The organism is Pandoraea oxalativorans (assembly GCF_000972785.3).
In the GTDB taxonomy this organism is placed as follows: domain Bacteria; phylum Pseudomonadota; class Gammaproteobacteria; order Burkholderiales; family Burkholderiaceae; genus Pandoraea; species Pandoraea oxalativorans.
In genome coordinates this window covers 1,417,596-1,435,598 of the sequence record NZ_CP011253.3, presented here as the reverse complement: position 1 = coordinate 1,435,598, position 18,003 = coordinate 1,417,596, and the positions used below count along the sequence as shown (strand labels likewise).

Genomic DNA, 18,003 nt, shown 5'->3' with positions numbered 1-18,003 from the left:
GCCGAAGGGCGACGCCGCTCACGCAGCCGTCGCCCTTCGTTTTTCTAACGCCCTCGCTACAGCGTCGCTGCGGCGATCAACCTGCCGTCAGACTGCCTGTTCGCCCTCTTCGCCCGTGCGAATGCGAATCACGCGCTCGACATCGGTCACGAAGATCTTGCCGTCGCCGATCTTGCCGGTGCGGGCAGCGCCCAGCACGGCGTCGATGACCTGTTCGGCCTGCGCTGCGCTCACCACGACTTCGATCTTGATCTTCGGCAGGAAGTCGACGACGTATTCCGCACCGCGATACAGCTCGGTGTGGCCCTTCTGGCGGCCGAAGCCCTTCACTTCCGTCACCGTCAGGCCGGTGACGCCGACTTCCGCCAGCGCCTCACGGACTTCGTCGAGCTTGAAGGGTTTGATGATGGCAGTTACGCGTTTCATTGTCGCCTCGATATCTTGATTGGAATGTTCTGCAATTTCGCCCGGCTATTGTACCGGGCCGGGAACGGCACGCCGATGACAGCGCGCTCGCCCCAATCCGGCCGCCCCACCTATCGACTTACGCCTGCGGATCGTCCGGCACCGTGTCCAGATCCGCCAGCCACACCACCGACTCCGAATCGCTCGGCGCGCGCCAGTCGCCGCGCGGCGAGAGCGAACCACCCGTGCCGACCTTCGGCGCGTTCGGAATGCACGAACGCTTGAACTGGCTCGTGCGGAAGAACCGGTCCAGGAAGATGCGCAGGTTGCGCTTGATCGCAACCAGATCGTAGGCGTTGCGCGACGCGTGCCCTTCGTCCGGCCAGCGCTCCTGCGACGCATCGTGCCACGCGCTCCACGACAGGAACGCCACTTTGCTCGGTGCATAGCCGAAGCGCAGCGTGTAGTAGAGGTTGAAGTCCTGCAACTCGTACGGGCCGATGAAATGCTCGGTGCGCTGCTCGGGCGCGCCGTTGGCCTTACCCGGCACGAGTTCAGGGCTGATTTCCGTCTCGAGAATATCGATCAGGACGTTGCGGCGCTGTCCATCCTTGCCGCCCCTACCATCCTTCGCATCTTTCGCATCCTTCGCGTCCTTCTGCACTTTCGACGACGCTGCGCCCCCCAGCTGTCCCGTCTCCGCGACCCAGCGCACGAGGTGCATAATGAGCGTCTTGGGCACGCTGGCGTTCACGTTGTAGTGCGACATATGATCGCCTACGCCGTACGTGCACCAGCCCAGCGCTAGCTCGCTCAGGTCGCCCGTGCCGATCACAATCGCCCCAAGATGGTTCGCGAGACGGAACAAGTGATTGGTGCGCTCGCCCGCCTGCACGTTCTCGAACGTCACGTCGTAGACTTCCTCGCCCTTCGCGAACGGATGATCGAGGTCCTTCAACATCTGCATGCAACTCGGTCGAATATCGATCTCGCGCGCGGTGCACCCCACGGCCTCCATCAGCTCGCGCGCCTGGCGCAGCGTACGTTCGCTCGTGGCGAAGCCCGGCATCGTGTACGCGAGAATATTTGCGCGCGGCAAGCCGAGCCGGTCCATGACCTTGGCGCAGACGAGCAACGCATGCGTCGAGTCCAGTCCGCCGGACACACCGATCACGACCTTCTGAATCTTCGACGACGCGAGACGCTGCATCAGCGCCTGCACCTGAATGTTGTAGACCTCGTGGCAGCGCTCGTCGCGACGCGCCGCATCCGACGGCACATAGGGGAAGCGCGCAATCGCGCGCGCAAGCGGCAGTTCGGCGTCGCGCGGCAGGGTGACGTCGACCTTGATCGTGCGAAAGCGCGCCACTTCGTCGGCATGACGGCGCACCGACACACCGAACGTCGTCTGATGCATGCGCTCGCGGGCGAGGCGCTCCAGATCGATGTCGGCGAAGATCAGATGCGACTCACTGGCGAAGCGCGCCGACTCGGCGAGCATGTCGCCGTTCTCGTAGATGAGCGCCTGTCCGTCCCACGCGAGGTCGGTCGTCGATTCGCCCTGTCCGGCCGAGGTGTACAGATACGCGGCGAGGCAACGCGCCGACTGCTGAGCGACCAGTTGATGACGATAGGCCGACTTTCCCACGACCACGTTCGACGCCGAGAGGTTGACGAGCACCGTCGCGCCCGCGAGCGCCGCGAACGACGACGGCGGCACCGGCACCCAGACGTCTTCGCAGATTTCGCAGTGAAAGCGCAGCAGCGGTTGATCGACCGCTTCGAAGATGAGCGCACCGAACGGCACGTCGTTGCCCAGCAGGGTGACAGTATCGACGCCGGCGTCATCGGCGGCGTTGAACTGGCGCGCTTCGTAGAACTCGCTGTAGTTCGGGAGGTATGTCTTGGGGACAACACCGTGAATGCGACCGCGCGCCACCACGACTGCGCAGTTGAACAAGCGCTGCTGCACGCGTACCGGCATGCCGACGATCATCGCAATGCCAAGTTCCCGGCTCGCGGCCACGATCTCGGCCAGTGCGGCGTCGCAGGCGTCCTGCAAGGCGCGCTGCTGGAACAGGTCTTCGCAACTGTAGGCAGGAATACCGAGTTCGGGGAAGGCGACGAGCACCGCGCCCTCGGCGTCGGCCTGACGGGCCAGCGCGATGGTCTGAGCCGCGTTGAAAGCGGGATCGGCGACGCGGCATTGCGGCACTCCGACGGCCACACGCGCGAAATCGTGATTGTAGAGATTGAGAAATCGGTTGGTCATGTCGGCGGCTACCATGCATCGCCCTCGTGCCGTGACGTCGGCAGGCGCACCTGTCAGGCGTTCGGCGAAGATGATGCGGCGATAAAGCGGCAAAAAAGCGGCAATGAAGCGGGCGTAAGAATCGCCAGTATATTACGCGAGGGCCCGCCTTGCCGGGGCCTGCCTTCGACGACAGTACGTCCCGAAACCCTCAGGATGCTGGTCGCTTGAACGGCGTATGCGCTTCCAGCTCGCCGATGTGCTCGTCCATCGCGGACGTCTCCCGATCGAGAAAATCCTCGATGGCCTGAGCAAATCGTTCGTCGGCAATCCAATGGGCCGACCACGTAGGCGTGGGCAACAGACCGCGCGACATCTTGTGCACGCCTTGCGCGCCGCCTTCGAAACTGCGCAGCCCGTGCGCGATGCAGTACTCGATGCCCTGCGCGTAGCAGGTCTCGAAATGCATGCCGGAGACGAAGTCCGTCGTGCCCCAGTAGCGGCCGTACATCGTGTCGCCGCTCACGACATTGAGGGCACACGCGAGCGGCTGGCCGTCGCGCTCCGCCATGACGAGCAGCAGCGCGTCGGGCATCGTCGCGTGCACCTGCCCGAAGAACGCGCGACTCAGGTACGGGGAATTCCAGTGCTCGCGGTAGGTGTTCTCGTAGCAACGATAAAAGAAGTCGAGCGCCGCGTCGTCGATCTGCTCGCCATGCAGCCATCGGTAAGTCACCCCGGCCTCGCGCACGCGCCGACGGTCCTGCTTCAGCTTCTTGCGCTTTTCCTGATTCATCTGCGCGAGGAAGTCGTCGAACGTGGCGAAGCCCGGGTTCTCCCAGTGAAACTGCACCCCCTCGCGCAGCATGTACCCGGCTTCGGTCAGCGCGGCCAGATCGTCGTCGTGCGTGAACAGCACGTGGATGGACGACAGTTCGAGCTGCCGGGCGAACGCAATCGCACCACGCGCCAGCGCCACGCGATCCGCCTGCGTGCGTGCGAGCAGACGCGGACCGGTCACGGGCGAGAACGGCACGGCACACAACAGCTTGGGGTAGTACTCGAGACCGTGACGCGCGAAGGCGTCGGCCCAGGCGTGGTCGAAGACGTATTCGCCCCGGGAATGCGACTTGACGTAGAGCGGCATCGCGCCGACGAGCACATCCTCCGCATGCATGAGCAGATAAGCCGGTTGCCAGCCCGTACGCTTGGCCGCGCATCCCGTCTCATGCATCGCATGGAGGAACGCGTGCTGCACGAACGGGTTGTCGCCCGCGAGCGCGTTCCACGCGTCGGCCGGCACGTCTTCGATCGATTGCACTACACGGATGACTACGTCGCTGCTCACTTCACACCTCGTCTGCGAACCGGCGGCTTGCCTGCCGCTTGCTTTCTGCCGCTCAGGCCAGCACGGAACACCGCCTCTGGCCGACATTGTCGCCGAACTTGCCATCGGCTTCAGGACGAAGATGCGACGCGAGCACAAACGTCGGCAAATGCCCTCAAGACACACCCAATAAAAAACCCGGCACACGGCCGGGTTTTCTTTGCGTCGACGAACGACGCGGCAAGCTTGGCGAAGTGGCAATTACTTCTTCGCGTTCGCCACGCCTTCGGTGATTTCCTTGTGGGCGGCTTCGATGCCTTCCCAGCCTTCGACCTTGACCCACTTGCCCTTCTCGAGCGCCTTGTATTGCTCGAAGAAGTGCTTGATCTGGTCCTTCAGGTAGCCCGGCACGTCGTCGATCGACTTCATGTGTGCCGTCATCGGGCAGATCTTGTCGACCGGCACGACCACGAGCTTGGCGTCAACGCCCGACTCGTCGGTCATGTTGAGCATGCCCAGTGCGCGGCAGCGAACGACCGAACCGGCCAGCAGCGGGAACGGCGTGACGACCAGCGCGTCGACGGGGTCGCCGTCGCCAGCCAGCGTTTGCGGAATGAAGCCGTAGTTGGCCGGGTAACGCATGCCCGTGCCGATGAAGCGGTCAACGACCAGCAGGCCCAGATCCTTGTCGGCTTCGTACTTCACCGGGTCGCTTTGCGCCGGGATCTCGATGATGACGTTGAAATCGTTGGGGAGGTCCTTACCGGCAGGCACGTGGTTGAAGCTCATGATGGCATTCCTGTGAATGAAAATTGGCATGCCGGTTGGCGGCGCGCATGCCCCGCCAACCGGCCGGATGCCACGCCGCCCGACGGCAATCGGGCGCGAAACATTATAGCGGGTTTGCCTGCATTGCCCCGCCGGAACGGTTCTCGTGCAACGACGGCAGCCGTGCCAGGCGCTCAGCCGTCAACGCGCCCACGTTGGCGCAGCCGAGCAGTTGCATCGTCGTGCGCAACTCACTGAGCAGCAACGCCAACACCCCCTCCACGCCCCGCCCGCCGCGCGCGGCCACGCCGTACAAAGGCGCGCGTCCCAGCAGCACGCCCTTCGCGCCCAGCGCGACGGCCTTGGCGACATCGGCCCCGCGCCGCACGCCGCCGTCCATGAACACGGACATCGCGGGACCGCCCGAACCCGACGCGCCCACAGCGTCGAGAATCGTCGGCAATGCTTCGACCGGTGCGAGCGTGCTGCCCAACTGGCGTCCGCCATGATTGGAGACCACGATGCCGTCCGCACCGTGGGCCTGCGCCGCACGGGCGTCCTCGACCGTCAGAATGCCCTTGACCAGCACTTCACCCGGCCAGTGCTTGCGCACCCACGCGAGGTCGTGCCAGCCGAGCGACAAATCCATCTGACGGCTCAGCATCGCCGCGTGACGCGCCAGATCCGCGCGCTCCCCCACGCTCTGCGCGATGTTGCGAAGCTGCGGTGCGCCGCCCACGAGCATCTGCCAGCTCCAGTGCGGATGCCGCATGCAGTCCGCCACGAGCCGCGGCGTGAAGCGCAGCGGCAGTTTGAAGCCGTTGCGCGTGTCGTGATCGCGCTTGCCGTGCACAGGGGTATCGACCGTGAGCATCAGTGTGCGAAAGCCTGCTTCGCGCGCCCGGCGCATCATGCTCTCGGCAATACGCCGATCCTGCTGCACATAGAGTTGCAGCCAAAGTTCGCCGTCGGGCACCGCCGCGCGCACGTCTTCGAGCAACGAGGTCGATGCCGTCGACAGCACGAACGGCAGTCCCGCATCGGCGGCTGCGCGCGCGAGCAGTTCGTCTGCGCGCGGCCAGAACAGGCCGTTAAGGCCCGTCGGGCCGACGACCATGGGTGCGGCGGCCGACCGTCCCCAGAAATTCGTCTCGCTGGATGTTGCGGAGATATCCGTCATGACGCGCGGCGCGAAGCCCCACTGTCCGAACGCATCCCGATTGCGCCGTAGCGCCTCGCCGTCCTCCGCGCCGCCTTCCAGATAATCGAAGGCCAGCTTCGTCAGACGACGCTTCGCCGCCCGGCGGTAATCCTCCACGCAGGAAAACGCGTGCATTGCTCCCCCTGTCCTGATGTTCTGGCGTGCCCCGTCGCCTTCTCTTGCGCATGCCCTGAAATCGGGCAAAGTTCGCTACTTGGGCACAAACAATTGCATTACAATCACAATCATTACAATCCGAACAACCCGCACCCCATGCCGCGCTCATCCGCCGGGGCGTCGCGCTCTGCCACAGACGCCGCCCAATCCACCAGCGACACCGCTTCGAGCGCCGCCGCCCCGCGTTCCTCGCTCTTCGTCGGCTCGACCGAGAAGACGTTTCAGGTGCTGCACGCCTTCGACGGTCCCGCGCGGTATATGACGCTGGGCGACATCGCCAAGGCGGCGGATCTGGATCGCAGCGCCACGCAGCGGCTGGTGCATACGCTCGAAGCTCTCGGCTATCTCTTCCGTGTGCCCGAGACGAGAACCTACGGACTGACGACCAAGGTGTTGCAGTTCTCGTACAACTACATTCGCGCCAACGAGTTGGTCGACAAGGCGTCGCCGTATCTGCTCGACATCAGCCGCCGTGTCGGCGAGACGACCAACCTGCAAGAGCTGGACGGCCACGAGATCGTGTTCGTCGCACGCTTTCCCGGACAGCATCTGGTGAACATCGATATCGTGGTCGGCGCGCGTCTGCCCGCGATGTTCACGGCGTCGGGCATTGCGATCCTGTCGCGTCTGCCTGAAGCACGCGTGCGCGAGATCCTCTCGGGCACGGCGCTCGAACCGATGACGCCATACACGCTCATCGACGAGAAGAAGCTGCTCGAACGGATTGCGCAGACCACACGTCGCGGCTACGCCATCGTCGAGAACGAAACCGTGATGGGCGACATCTCGGTCGCCGCCCCGATCACCGATCACGACGGTCACGCCGTCGCGGCCATCAACATCTCGGTGCCGACCTCGCGCTGGACACGTGAGCGCGCAGAAGCCGAACTCGCCCCGCACATTCAGGTCGCCGCGACCTCGATCTCGAAGTCGCGACTGTCGACGTTCCGACGCTGAGCGCGCTGAGCTGCTATCGGGTGCTGTCGAGTGTTATCTGGCGGTGACACGCGTCACCGCCGTCACACTTCAACGTCCTTCGAAAATCGCCAACTGACGCGCGAGTTCTTCGCGCAGTTCGGCCGACAATGCCGGTGCGGGCGGCACGAGCGGCGCGAGCATCGCCGGTGCGTTCACACCGATCAGATCCATCACCGACTTCATCGGACCGGGGTTCGTCTCGGCGAACGCCAGGTTCATCAGCGGAATCAGCGAGCGATGCAGCGCCAGTGCGTCGGCCGTCTCGCCTTCCGACGCCAGCGTGAAGATGCGTTGCCACGCCGTCGGCAGCAGCGACGCCGTCACCACGATCCCGCCACGCGCACCGGCTGCCACATGCAGCGGGAACAGCGTGTCTTCGCCGCTCAGCACGGCAAACGATTCGTCGACACCGGCGACGGTGCGCAAGAAATGCCACATGTCGGTGTTGCAGGCCTTCATGCCGATGATGTTCTCGTGGCGCGACAGCTCATGCAGCACTTCCGGCGCAATCGCGATACGTGTGCGATACGGAATTTCGTAGACGAGGATGGGCAGCGGCGACTCGTCGGCGTAGCGCAGGAAATAATCGCGAATACCGGCTTGCGTCGGGTTCGTGTAGTACGGCGTGAGGACCAGCAGACCGTCGGCGCCGGCAGCGGCGAAGTCGCGGCCCGCTTCGATGGCGTCGTGATAACCGGGGTCGAGTACACCAGCGATCACCGGCACGTCGCGGCCGTGCTCACGCACTTCCTGCGCCGTGAGTTCGGCCATGCGCACGCGCTCGGCGCGCGAGAGCGCACCGTACTCGCCAGTGCCGCCCAGCGGCACCACACCGTCGATGCCCTGCGCCAGCAGGTAGCGCATGAGCGCACGTGCGCCTTCGATGTGGATCGTGTCGTCGGTGTGCACCGGCGTGGGGATGGCCGGGAAAATGCCCTTCAGTTGTGCGGAGCGAAGCATGAGTTAAACGTCCGTGAATCGTGAGTTTGTTGGGGGCGGATACCGCATCCGGGCTTCAGGTCGCGAGGCTGCGCCGGCGCAGTCGCTCGGCCACCCAGATCAGTGCGGCGATGAAAAGGAACAGGCACGTGGAGACCGCAGCGATCACCGGCGAGATCTGCATCGTGATCTCGTCCCAGAACTGCTTGGGCAAGGTGGTCGACAGGCCGCCCGACGTGAACAGCGCAATCGTGAGTTCGTCGAACGACGTCGCGAACGCGAACAGGAACGACGACAGCAGACCCGCACCGAGAATCGGGAACGTCACCCGGCGCAGCGTCGCCCACGGGCGAGCACCCAGGCTGTACGCCGCCAGATCGAGACGCGTGTCGTAGTTGCGCAGCACCGCCATCATCGTGATGACGACGTACGGCACAGCCACCACGGTGTGCGCCAGCGTCAGCCCCACGCTGGAGCCGACCAGACCGATCTTCGCGAAGAAATAGAACACGCCGACGGCGAGGATCATGCGCGGCACCACAATCGGCGCGAGCACGAAGGCAAGCATCGCCGACTTGCCGCGCATGCCACCGCGTACCAGCAGGAACGCCGCCGGGGTGCCGATCAGCATCGACAGCAAGCCAGCACCGATACCCACGAGCATCGAACGTGTGACCGCCTGCATCCACAACGGCGAATCCCAGATCTGCTGGTACCACTGCAACGAGAAGCCCTTCGGCGGCCACGCCAGACCCGAGGCCGAATCGAACGACATCGGAATCATCAGCAGCGCGGGCGCGGCGAGGAACACGACCAGCAGGAAGACGACCACACGCAGCACAAGACCGTCGCCCTGCTCCGCCTGTGCGCCCCGGCCCTTCGGGAACGCGCGCAGCAAGAGGTCAGTCGCGGTGCCGAGCGTCGCAAGCACCTTCTCGCCGAGCGTGCGTGTCCAGCCGCCGCGCCGCTTGCCGGCTTTCACGTCCCCTGCGCCACCGGCCATCGTCGACAGACCGACCATACGGTCGTAGACGAAGAACACCACCAGCACCACGGCGAGTAGCAGCACCGAGATCGCACCGGCAAAGCCCCAGTTCAGCGCCTGCATCACCTGATCGATGATGAGCTGCGTGATCATGGTTTCGTGACGGCCGCCGAGCAGCGTCGGCGTAATGAAGAAGCCGATGGACGTGACGAAAACCATCAGCGCACCGGCCGCCACGCCCGGCAGCGACAACGGGAAGTACACGCGCCAGAACACCGTGCCGGGACGCGCGCCCAGTGTGGAGGCCGCGCTCGGCAGACGCCGGTCGATGTTCTCCATGACGGAGAGCATCGTCAGCACAGCCAGCGGCATGAGGGCATGCACCATCCCCAACACCACGGCGGGGAAGCTGTAGAGCAGCGACAGCGGCTGATCGATCAGTCCGAGATCGAGCAACGTGCGGTTCACGACGCCATTACGGCCGAGCAGCACCACCCAGGCGAACGTGCGCACAAGAAAGCTCGTCCAGAACGAAAGCAGCAGCCAGAACAGCAGGCGTTGCTTGCGCGCGCCAGTGAGCGTCGATAGCCGGTAGGCAATCGGATATCCGGTGAGTACCGCAAAAAAGGTCGTGTAGAGCGAGACCTTGAGCGTGATGAGCAACACCTCGACGTAGACCGACGAGGCGAACAGCCGCTGATATTCGGCAAGCGTGAAGCCGCTTTCACCGCGAATGCTCAGCAGCAGCAACTGGCCGACCGGGTAGATCAGCATGACGGCCAGCAGAATAACGATGGGTGCCGCCATCAGCAGCGGGCGCATGCGCGCGCGCCAGCGCGCCCGGCGCGGGGCCGGTTGAGCGGGTTGGGAAGACGAAGGACGGACCACGGCAGATGCACTCATGGCTTACCCCGCAATCGCCACGGCGTCGTCGGCACGCCACGCGAGGCCCAGCGTCTGACCGATTTCGAAACGGTTGCCCTGACGGCGCGTCGGGAACGCGGCCACGAGCGACTTGCTCGCGTCGCTGCCCGTCACCGTCGATTGCAGATACAGCTTCGTCATGCCGCCCGTGACCATGATGTCGGTCAGCTTCGCCGAGATCGTCGCCATGCCTTCACCGGCAGCGTCCGTGTCGTGCAGATGCAGGTTCTGCGGACGCAGCATCAGCTTGACCGTGCGGCCCTGCTCGACCTGCGGGTCGTAGACCATCGCGCCTGCGCCGTTCGCAGCTGTTACGCCCGGCATGGCCACGCGCACCTGATCGCCGGTGCGCGTAAGCACCGTTGCATCCAGCAGGTTCGACTCGCCCAGGAAGTCGGCCACGAACACGCTCTTCGGGCGGAAGTACAGATCGTCGGGCGTACCGAGTTGCGCGATCTCGCCCGCGTTCATCAGACAGATGCGATCGGACATCGTCATCGCTTCTTCCTGGTCGTGCGTGACGTAGACGATGGTGGTGCCCAACTCCCGGTGGATGCGCTTGATTTCGAGCTGCATGTGATCGCGCAGCTTCTTGTCGAGCGCGCCCAGCGGCTCGTCCATCAAAATGATCGACGGCCGGTAGACCATGCAGCGCGCAAGTGCAATGCGTTGCTGCTGACCACCGGAGAGTTCGCGCGGGTAGCGCTCTGCCACGTGCGGCAGATGCACCATTTCCAGCGCATTCATGACCATCTTGCGAGCGGCCTGTGCGTCGGTGCGACGCATCTGCAACGGGAACGCAATGTTCTCCGCCACCGTCATGTGGGGAAACAGCGCGTAGTTCTGGAACACCATGCCGATGTCGCGCTCGTACGGCGCGCCGTACGTGACATCGGTCCCATTGATGCGGATGGCCCCCGCATCGGGCTGCGACAGACCGGCGATGAGCGAGAGCAAAGTGGTCTTGCCCGAGCCGCTGGGGCCGAGCAAGGTCAGGAATTCGCCCTGGGCGACATCGAGGTCGGTCGGCGCGAGGGCGACGAAATCGCCGTAACGCTTGGACAGGCCCGAAACTTGAAGATTGGCAACGGTCATGAGATCAGCACCCCAAAAAACATGAAACGGAACAGCAGGTGAGGATCAGGTCAGGATCCAGCGGTTAAAGCGTTCGAGCGCCACGCTCTGGTTCTGCTGCCAGAACTGAGCGTTGATTTGCACGCCGCTCTTCATGTTGTCCGGGAACGTCGGGCAGTTCCTGGCGATCTCGGGCTTCACGAAGTTGAACGCTTCCGGTTGCGTCATGCCGGCCGGGAAGTACTTGGTCAGTTCCGCCTGACGCTTCGGATCGCTCGCGAACTTGATGAACTCGCGGCACGCGGCAGCGTTCGGCGTGCCCTTGAGGATCGACCAGTTGTCGCAGCCCCAGATGTTCTGGTTCCACACGATCTCGACCGGCACGCCGTTGGCCTGTGCCGACTGCGCACGCGACGCCCACGTGGCGACCATGTCCACTTCGCCCGAGCCGAGCATCTGCTCGACCTGCGCGCCCGTCGTCCACCACACGGCGACCTGCTTGGCGATCTTGTCGAGGCTCTTGAACGCACGGTCGAAGTCGCACGGGTACACCGATCCCGGCGCCACGCCATCGGCCAGCAGCGCTTCCTCGATGGTGTCGAACGGATACTTGCGAATCGAGCGACGGCCCGGGAAGTCCTTGACGTTCCACAGATCGGCCCACGACGACGGGGCCTTGCGGCCCTTGAACGCGTCGGTGCGATACGCCAGCACCGTCGAGTAGACGTTCGTGCCCACGCCGAACGGCGACATGTATTGCTTCGGAATCTTCGCGATGGTCGGGTCCGCTTCCAGACCGTGACGCTCCAGATACTCCTTGCCGCCCGACGTCAGCAGCAAGATCGCAGGCTGGCTGATCTTCGCCATGTCCCACGTGTAGCTGCCCGCTTCGACCATGCTCTTGATCTGCGCGGTCGGCTCGGCATTGGCCTGCACGCCGACGACCTCGATGCCCGTCGCCTTGGCGAACGGCTTGTAGTACACGGCGTCGTATGCCTTCGTGTAGATACCGCCGTCGTCACGCACCACGATGCGCTTGGAGGCGGCGCGCGAGGGCGTCCACACGAACGGGAAGGCGACGGCGGCCGCGCCGACGATGGCCGTCTTCATGGCCGTGCGACGGCCCGGTTGCGCGAGCGTCGCTTCGCTTTTGTGGGTGATATCGAGCGGGCTTGCGGAGGTCTTGCGTTTCATCATGGTCTCCGGTCTTGACTGGGAGGGTGGGCGCGGCGACGGACAGCAGGCTTGAAGAGACCGCCGCCACCGCGCGCGCAGTTATGGCAAAACAAACAGCAAAACTTGAAAAAACGTGTGTGCGTGAGTCCGTGCGCGATGTCTACGGAACGAGACGCCCCGGATTGAACAACTGGTTCGGATCGAGTGCCGCCTTCACCGTGCGCATCAGCGCCAGTTCGGCAGGCGCCTTGTAGCGCTGCATCAGCGGCAAGCCCGTTTGCCCGACGCCATGCTCGGCGCTGAAAGTGCCCGACAGACGTGCGGCGACATCGTTGACCGCAGCGCGCATCGCGTCGCCCATGGCGGCGCTGTCGGCGAGCGCCGCCCATGCGTCGAACGAGAACATCGGGATGAAGTGGACGTTGCCGTCGCCCATGTGGCCAACGATGGCGATATCGAGCCCCGGCACGATGGCGTGCACGGCGCGCGTGGACGCGTCGATGAATTCGGGCACGCTCGACACCGGCACGGCGCAGTCGGTGGTCAGGCCGATGGCGGCCTTCTTGTTCGCCTCGCTCACGCTATGGCGCACTTCCCAGAGATCGGCACGTTGCGTTTCGTTCGCGGCAATGACGGCGTCTTCGACCAGCCCTTGTTCGATGGCTTCGCCCAGCGTTTCGGTGAGCACCGCTTCGAGGCCCTCGGCATCGCGCGTGTCGCCCAGTTCGACAAGCACGTGCCACGCATGGGCAGCGGTGAGCGGATTGCGGCGGTTCGGCACGTTCGCCAGCACCAGGTCGAGCTGGTGACGGTTCATGATCTCGAACGCAGACAGACGCGAGCCACAGGCGTTTTGAAACATGCCCAGAATTTTCTGCGCGGCAGCCGGATCGCGCGGCGCGAACCACGCGAGCGAGTGATTTGTGGGCAGCGGATGGAGCTTGAGCGCGGCCGCCGTGACGATGCCGAGCGTGCCTTCCGCGCCGATGAACAGATGTTTGAGATCGATGCCGGTGTTGTCCTTGCGCAGCGCACGCAGACCGTCCCAGATGGTGCCGTCGGCCAGCACGACTTCGAGACCCAGCACGTTCTCGCGCGTGTTGCCGTAACGCAGCACGCTCGTGCCGCCCGCGTTCGTCGAGAGCGTGCCGCCGATCTGGCATGACCCTTCTGCCCCGAGACTCACCGGATACAGACGTCCGACATCGGCGGCCGCATCTTGCACGGTTTTCAGAATGCACCCAGCCTCGACAACCATCGAGCCGTTGGCCGCGTCGATCTGACGGATATGGCGCATGCGTGCCAGATTCAGAATGACCGGGGCCGGACCGTTGCCCGGCGGCACTGCGCCACCACACAGGCTGGTATTCCCGCCCTGCGGGAGGATCGATACCCCGGCCGCTGCACACAGCTTCACAATGTCGCTCACCTGCTCGGTGGACGACGGCAGCACCACGCACAGCGCCTCGCCCCGATAACGGCCGCGCCAGTCTTCGGTATGGCCCGCGGTATCCGACTCGCTCGTGAGCACGGCATCCGCGCCGAGCGCGTCCTGTAACCGGGTCAACAGCGGGGTCAACAGCGTCTCTTGGGTCACAGCGTGGTTCATCGCCTGCCTGCTCCTGAATGCTTCGGTTCGACTGCCTCGCCGGGTTCGTCGGTCGTTCAACCCGGCGGTACGCAGCGAACTGTAGTGCCATGCCAGACATCCGTCTGGCGATTCGATGTGATCAAGGATAGGCGATAAAAAATTGCAATAAAATATCTTTAATTGCAATGCGCTCATTTTAGGTGTTTATGCGGATGTGACCTATACGACGGTCAATGCTCTCGTGAGTTAAGTGATAATGGCCCCACCCTTCACACGAGGTGCAGTCGACATGCCCGAAGCTACACACTTCATCGGCAATCGCTGGGTCGCCCCCGCCAGGCGCGGCGGTGCCTCCGCGATGTCCCCGCTGTCGGCCAATACGGCCAACACCACCATTGCCGTCATCGATCCCTCCGACGGACAGCCCTTCACCGAAATCGCCCGCGGCGACGCCGAGGACATCGACCGTGCCGTGAGCGCGGCGCGCGCCGCCTTCAACGGCGACTGGGGCCGTACCGCCGCTGCCGAGCGTGGCCGCACGCTCTATGCCTTCGCCAGCCTTCTCGCGCGCCATCAGGAAGCACTGGCCCAACTCGAAGCCCGCGATACCGGCAAGCCCCTCAAACAGGCCCGTGCCGACGCCGCCGCCATCGTGCGGTACTTCGAGTTCTACGCCGGGGCCGCCGACAAGCTGCACGGCGAGACGATTCCCTATCAGCAAGGGTTCACCGTGTTCACGGTGCGCGAGCCGCACGGCGTGACCGGTCACATCATTCCGTGGAATTACCCGTTGCAGATCTTCGGACGCAGCGTGGCCGCCGCGCTCGCGACGGGCAATGCCTGCGTCGTCAAACCGGCAGAAGACGCGTGCCTTTCGCTGCTGCGCGTGGCGGAGCTGTCGCTCGAAGCCGGGTTGCCGCCGGGCGCACTCAATATCGTGACGGGCTACGGGGCCGAAGCCGGCGCAGCCCTGGCAAAGCATCCGGGCATCGATCACCTCTCGTTTACCGGCTCGCCCGCGACGGGCACGCTGATCTCGCAGATGGCCGCCGAGCACCACACGCCGGTGACGCTCGAACTCGGTGGCAAGTCACCGCAGATCATCTTCGCCGATGCCGATCTGGACGCCGTGATGCCGGTCGTCGTCAACGCCATCGTGCAGAACGCGGGGCAAACCTGCTCGGCGGGCAGTCGTCTGCTGGTCGAGCGCGATGCGTACGAGGGTGTCCTCGCACGACTGGCCGAAGCGTTTGCGCATCTGCGCGTCGGGCCGTCGCATGACGACCTCGATCTCGGTCCGCTCATCAACGCGAAGCAGCAACAACGTGTGTGGGACTTCCTCTCCGAAGCCCAGCACGACGGGATTGCCGTGATGTCGCAGGGCGAGGTCGTGGGTAGCGCGCCGGAGGCAGGCTTCTATCAGGCCCCGACGCTGCTGCGCGACGTCCCCGATACGCACCGTCTCGCCCGCGAGGAAGTCTTCGGTCCGGTGCTCGCCGCCATGCCGTTTACCGACGAAGCCGACGCCGTGCGACTCGCCAACGGCACGCTCTTCGGTCTGGCTGCCGGTGTCTGGACGCGCGACGGCGCACGTCAGATGCGACTGGCCCGCGATATTCGCGCCGGTCAGGTCTTCATCAACAACTACGGCGCAGGCGGCGGCGTGGAGTTGCCCTTCGGCGGCATGAAGCACTCCGGCCACGGCCGCGAAAAGGGGTTCGAAGCCCTTTACGGATTCACCACGCTCAAGACCGTCGCCATCCGGCACGGGTGATTCGCTTCGTTTGCGCTTCATTACCGCTTCATTACCGCTTCATTTCCGCTTACTTCGCACTTCGGAGACAAGGCATGCGTTTGCATCAGAAGGTGGCTATCGTGACGGGCGCCGGATCGGGATTCGGCGAAGGCATTGCCAAGACTTTCGCGCGCGAGGGCGCGGCGGTGATCGTGAACAATATGAATCGTGAAGCGGGCGAGCGTGTGGTCGGCGAGATCGTCGAGGCGGGCGGACGTGCGGCGTTCGTCTACGGCGACGTGTCGCGCGAGGAAGATCACGTCACGATGCTCACCGAGGCCGTCGCGCGCTTCGGCAAGCTCGACGTCGTCGTGAACAACGCGGGCACCACGCACCGCAACAAGCCACTGCTCGAAGTCACCGAAGCCGAGTTCGACCGCGTCTATGCGGTCAACGTCAAAAGCATCTTCTGGAGCGCCCGCGCCGTCATCCCCTACTTCCAGCAACATGGCGGCGGCGCGATGATCAACATTGCGTCGACGGCAGGCGTGCGGCCGCGCCCCGGCCTCGTCTGGTACAACGGCAGCAAAGGCGCGGTCATCACCGCGAGCAAGGCGATGGCCGCCGAGTTCGGCCCGCAGAACATTCGCGTCAACTGCGTCAATCCGGTCATCGGCGATACGGGCCTGACTGCCGAATTCATGGGCGTGCCGAATACGCCCGAGAACCGCGCCAAATTCCTCGCAGGCATTCCCCTCGGGCGTTTCTCCACGCCGCAGGACATCGCCAACGCGTGTCTCTATCTCGCCAGCGACGACGCCGCCTTCATCACCGGCGTGTGTCTCGAAGTCGACGGCGGCCGCTGCATCTAGCGCAGCCGCATCCGCCTGCGCGCATACCGTTTCCAGTCGTCCGTAGCACCCGTAGTTGTCGCACCACAACATAACGATAGACAACACAACGTCAAACCGGAGGAGATCCGTATGAACAGCGTTCCGACGCCCCCCTCGCCCATGGCCGACACGGCCTCGGCGGACTTTGAAACGGCCACCTACCGCAAGGTCGGCTGGCGGCTGATTCCGTTTCTGCTGCTCTGTTATGTCGTCGCTTATCTCGATCGCGTGAACGTGGGTTTCGCCAAGTTGCAGATGGTGGGCGACCTGCAATTCTCCGAGACGGTGTTCGGTCTCGGCGCAGGCATCTTCTTCATCGGCTACTTCATCTTCGAGGTGCCGAGCAACGTGATCCTGCATCGCGTCGGCGCGCGCGTGTGGATTGCGCGCATCATGATCTCGTGGGGCATCATCTCCGGCGCGACGATGTTCGTCTCCACGCCGTCGATGTTCTACGTCATGCGCTTCCTGCTCGGTGTGGCCGAAGCGGGCTTCTTCCCCGGCATCATTCTCTACATCACCTACTGGTACCCGGCCTCGCGTCGCGGGCGCATGACGGCATGGTTCATGACGGCGGTGGCGCTCTCGGGTCTTATCGGCGGTCCGCTCTCGGGCTGGATCCTGAAGGACATGAGCGGGGTGAACGGCCTCGCGGGCTGGCAGTGGATGTTCCTGATCGAAGCGATTCCGTCGGTGATCATCGGCATCGCGGTGCTCTTCGTGCTCGATGACCGGATCCGCGACGCCAGGTGGCTGAACGACGCCGAGAAGTCGATGCTTGAGCGCAACATCGCAAGCGACGTGCTCACCAAGGAAGATCTGCCGCTGCGTCAGGTGTTCTCGAGCCCGCGCGTGTGGATGATGAGCCTGATCTACTTCTCGTTCGTGATCGGCCTCTATGGTGTGGGCTTCTGGCTGCCTACGATCATCAAGAGTACCGGCGTGACGGATCCGTTGCAGATCGGTTTGCTCACGGCCATCCCGTACTTCTTCGCGGTCATTGCCATGGTCGCGGTCGGACGCCGTTCGGACCTGAAGGGCGAGCGTCGCTGGCACATCGCGATTCCGGCGTTCCTCGGCGCAATCGGCCTGTTCCTGTCGACGGTGTGGAGCCACAACACACAACTGGCCATGGTCGCGCTCACGCTCGCTACGATGGGCATCATGATCGTGCTGCCGCTTTTCTGGAGTCTGCCGACGGCATTCCTCGGTGGGACGGCAGCGGCTGCCGGGATTGCCATGATCAACTCGCTGGGCAATCTCGCGGGCTTCGTCGGCCCGTATCTGATCGGCTTTCTCAAGGACGCCACGCAGAGCACCAACAGCGGTATGTTCCTGCTCACCGTCTTCATGATTCTGGGCGGATTGCTGACGCTGGCAGTGCCTGCGCGGCTGGTGAACAAGTAGCCGGTGCGACCGATGAGGCGGTGGCGAACGAGACAGATCATCTGACAAAACGCCGTCTCGACCGCCGAGACCGAGGTGCTGCGGGGCTTCTGGCCGCGTGGCGCTTGCGGGAGTAACATACTCGACACGTTTCGCGTGAATCAGGCCGTCCCTGCCGGGGCGGCTTGTTTTT

14 protein-coding genes are annotated in these 18,003 nt (G+C 64.3%); 4 read left to right on the top strand and 10 right to left on the bottom strand.

Annotation, left to right across the window (positions count from 1 at the left end; genetic code table 11):
* Positions 1–87 precede the first annotated feature (87 nt).
* The 5 genes from MB84_RS06525 to MB84_RS06505 all read right to left on the bottom strand — a co-directional run bounded on the left by MB84_RS06525 (position 88) and on the right by MB84_RS06505 (position 6,087).
* The gene (locus MB84_RS06525; RefSeq protein WP_010805431.1) at positions 88–426 is read right to left on the bottom strand and encodes a P-II family nitrogen regulator; all 339 of its coding nucleotides are present in this window, start codon (positions 424–426) and stop codon (positions 88–90) included.
* Between the two features lie 118 nt (positions 427–544).
* On the bottom strand, positions 545–2,677 hold the full coding sequence (locus tag MB84_RS06520) for an NAD(+) synthase (protein ID WP_046293491.1): 2,133 nt from the start codon (positions 2,675–2,677) through the stop codon (positions 545–547).
* 190 nt (positions 2,678–2,867) lie between these two features.
* On the bottom strand, positions 2,868–4,004 hold the full coding sequence (locus MB84_RS06515) for a GNAT family N-acetyltransferase (protein ID WP_046291182.1): 1,137 nt from the start codon (positions 4,002–4,004) through the stop codon (positions 2,868–2,870).
* A gap of 240 nt (positions 4,005–4,244) precedes the next feature.
* Entirely contained in the window at positions 4,245–4,772 is a 528-nt protein-coding gene (gene ppa / locus MB84_RS06510) for an inorganic diphosphatase (RefSeq protein ID WP_039399943.1), read from the bottom strand.
* Positions 4,773–4,875: 103 nt separating this feature from the next.
* Positions 4,876–6,087, bottom strand: a complete 1,212-nt coding sequence (locus MB84_RS06505; RefSeq protein ID WP_046291181.1) for an alpha-hydroxy acid oxidase — start codon at positions 6,085–6,087, stop codon at positions 4,876–4,878.
* Positions 6,088–6,225: 138 nt separating this feature from the next.
* Here MB84_RS06505 and MB84_RS06500 point away from each other — a divergent pair, with 138 nt between their 5' ends.
* Positions 6,226–7,086 (top strand): IclR family transcriptional regulator, encoded by an 861-nt coding sequence (locus MB84_RS06500; RefSeq protein WP_046293490.1) that lies wholly within the window; start codon positions 6,226–6,228, stop codon positions 7,084–7,086.
* A gap of 69 nt (positions 7,087–7,155) precedes the next feature.
* Here the strand turns inward: MB84_RS06500 and MB84_RS06495 are convergent, their stop codons facing one another.
* The 5 genes from MB84_RS06495 to MB84_RS06475 form a co-directional block, all read right to left on the bottom strand.
* Positions 7,156–8,067: a dihydrodipicolinate synthase family protein gene (locus MB84_RS06495; RefSeq protein WP_046291180.1), complete on the bottom strand. Its 912-nt coding sequence runs from the start codon at positions 8,065–8,067 to the stop codon at positions 7,156–7,158.
* 55 nt (positions 8,068–8,122) lie between these two features.
* Positions 8,123–9,838 carry an ABC transporter permease subunit gene (locus MB84_RS06490; RefSeq protein WP_157122877.1) on the bottom strand — a complete coding sequence of 572 codons (1,716 nt, stop codon included), beginning with the start codon at positions 9,836–9,838 and terminating at the stop codon, positions 8,123–8,125.
* A 99-nt stretch (positions 9,839–9,937) separates the two neighbouring features.
* Positions 9,938–11,050, bottom strand: coding sequence for an ABC transporter ATP-binding protein (locus tag MB84_RS06485; protein ID WP_046291178.1), 1,113 nt, complete (start codon positions 11,048–11,050; stop codon positions 9,938–9,940).
* 45 nt (positions 11,051–11,095) lie between these two features.
* Positions 11,096–12,139: an ABC transporter substrate-binding protein gene (locus MB84_RS06480; protein ID WP_046293489.1), complete on the bottom strand. Its 1,044-nt coding sequence runs from the start codon at positions 12,137–12,139 to the stop codon at positions 11,096–11,098.
* A gap of 226 nt (positions 12,140–12,365) precedes the next feature.
* Positions 12,366–13,814 carry an FAD-binding oxidoreductase gene (locus MB84_RS06475; protein ID WP_046291177.1) on the bottom strand — a complete coding sequence of 483 codons (1,449 nt, stop codon included), beginning with the start codon at positions 13,812–13,814 and terminating at the stop codon, positions 12,366–12,368.
* A 271-nt stretch (positions 13,815–14,085) separates the two neighbouring features.
* On the opposite strand from MB84_RS06475, the gene MB84_RS06470 reads away from it, so the two are divergent.
* The 3 genes from MB84_RS06470 to MB84_RS06460 all read left to right on the top strand — a co-directional run bounded on the left by MB84_RS06470 (position 14,086) and on the right by MB84_RS06460 (position 17,831).
* On the top strand, positions 14,086–15,570 hold the full coding sequence (locus MB84_RS06470; protein WP_046291176.1) for an aldehyde dehydrogenase family protein: 1,485 nt from the start codon (positions 14,086–14,088) through the stop codon (positions 15,568–15,570).
* Between the two features lie 74 nt (positions 15,571–15,644).
* Positions 15,645–16,403 (top strand): SDR family oxidoreductase, encoded by a 759-nt coding sequence (locus tag MB84_RS06465; protein WP_046291175.1) that lies wholly within the window; start codon positions 15,645–15,647, stop codon positions 16,401–16,403.
* 111 nt (positions 16,404–16,514) lie between these two features.
* A complete protein-coding gene (locus MB84_RS06460) occupies positions 16,515–17,831 on the top strand; it encodes an MFS transporter (RefSeq protein WP_046291174.1) in 1,317 nt (438 codons plus the stop codon).
* Positions 17,832–18,003: the final 172 nt, after the last annotated feature.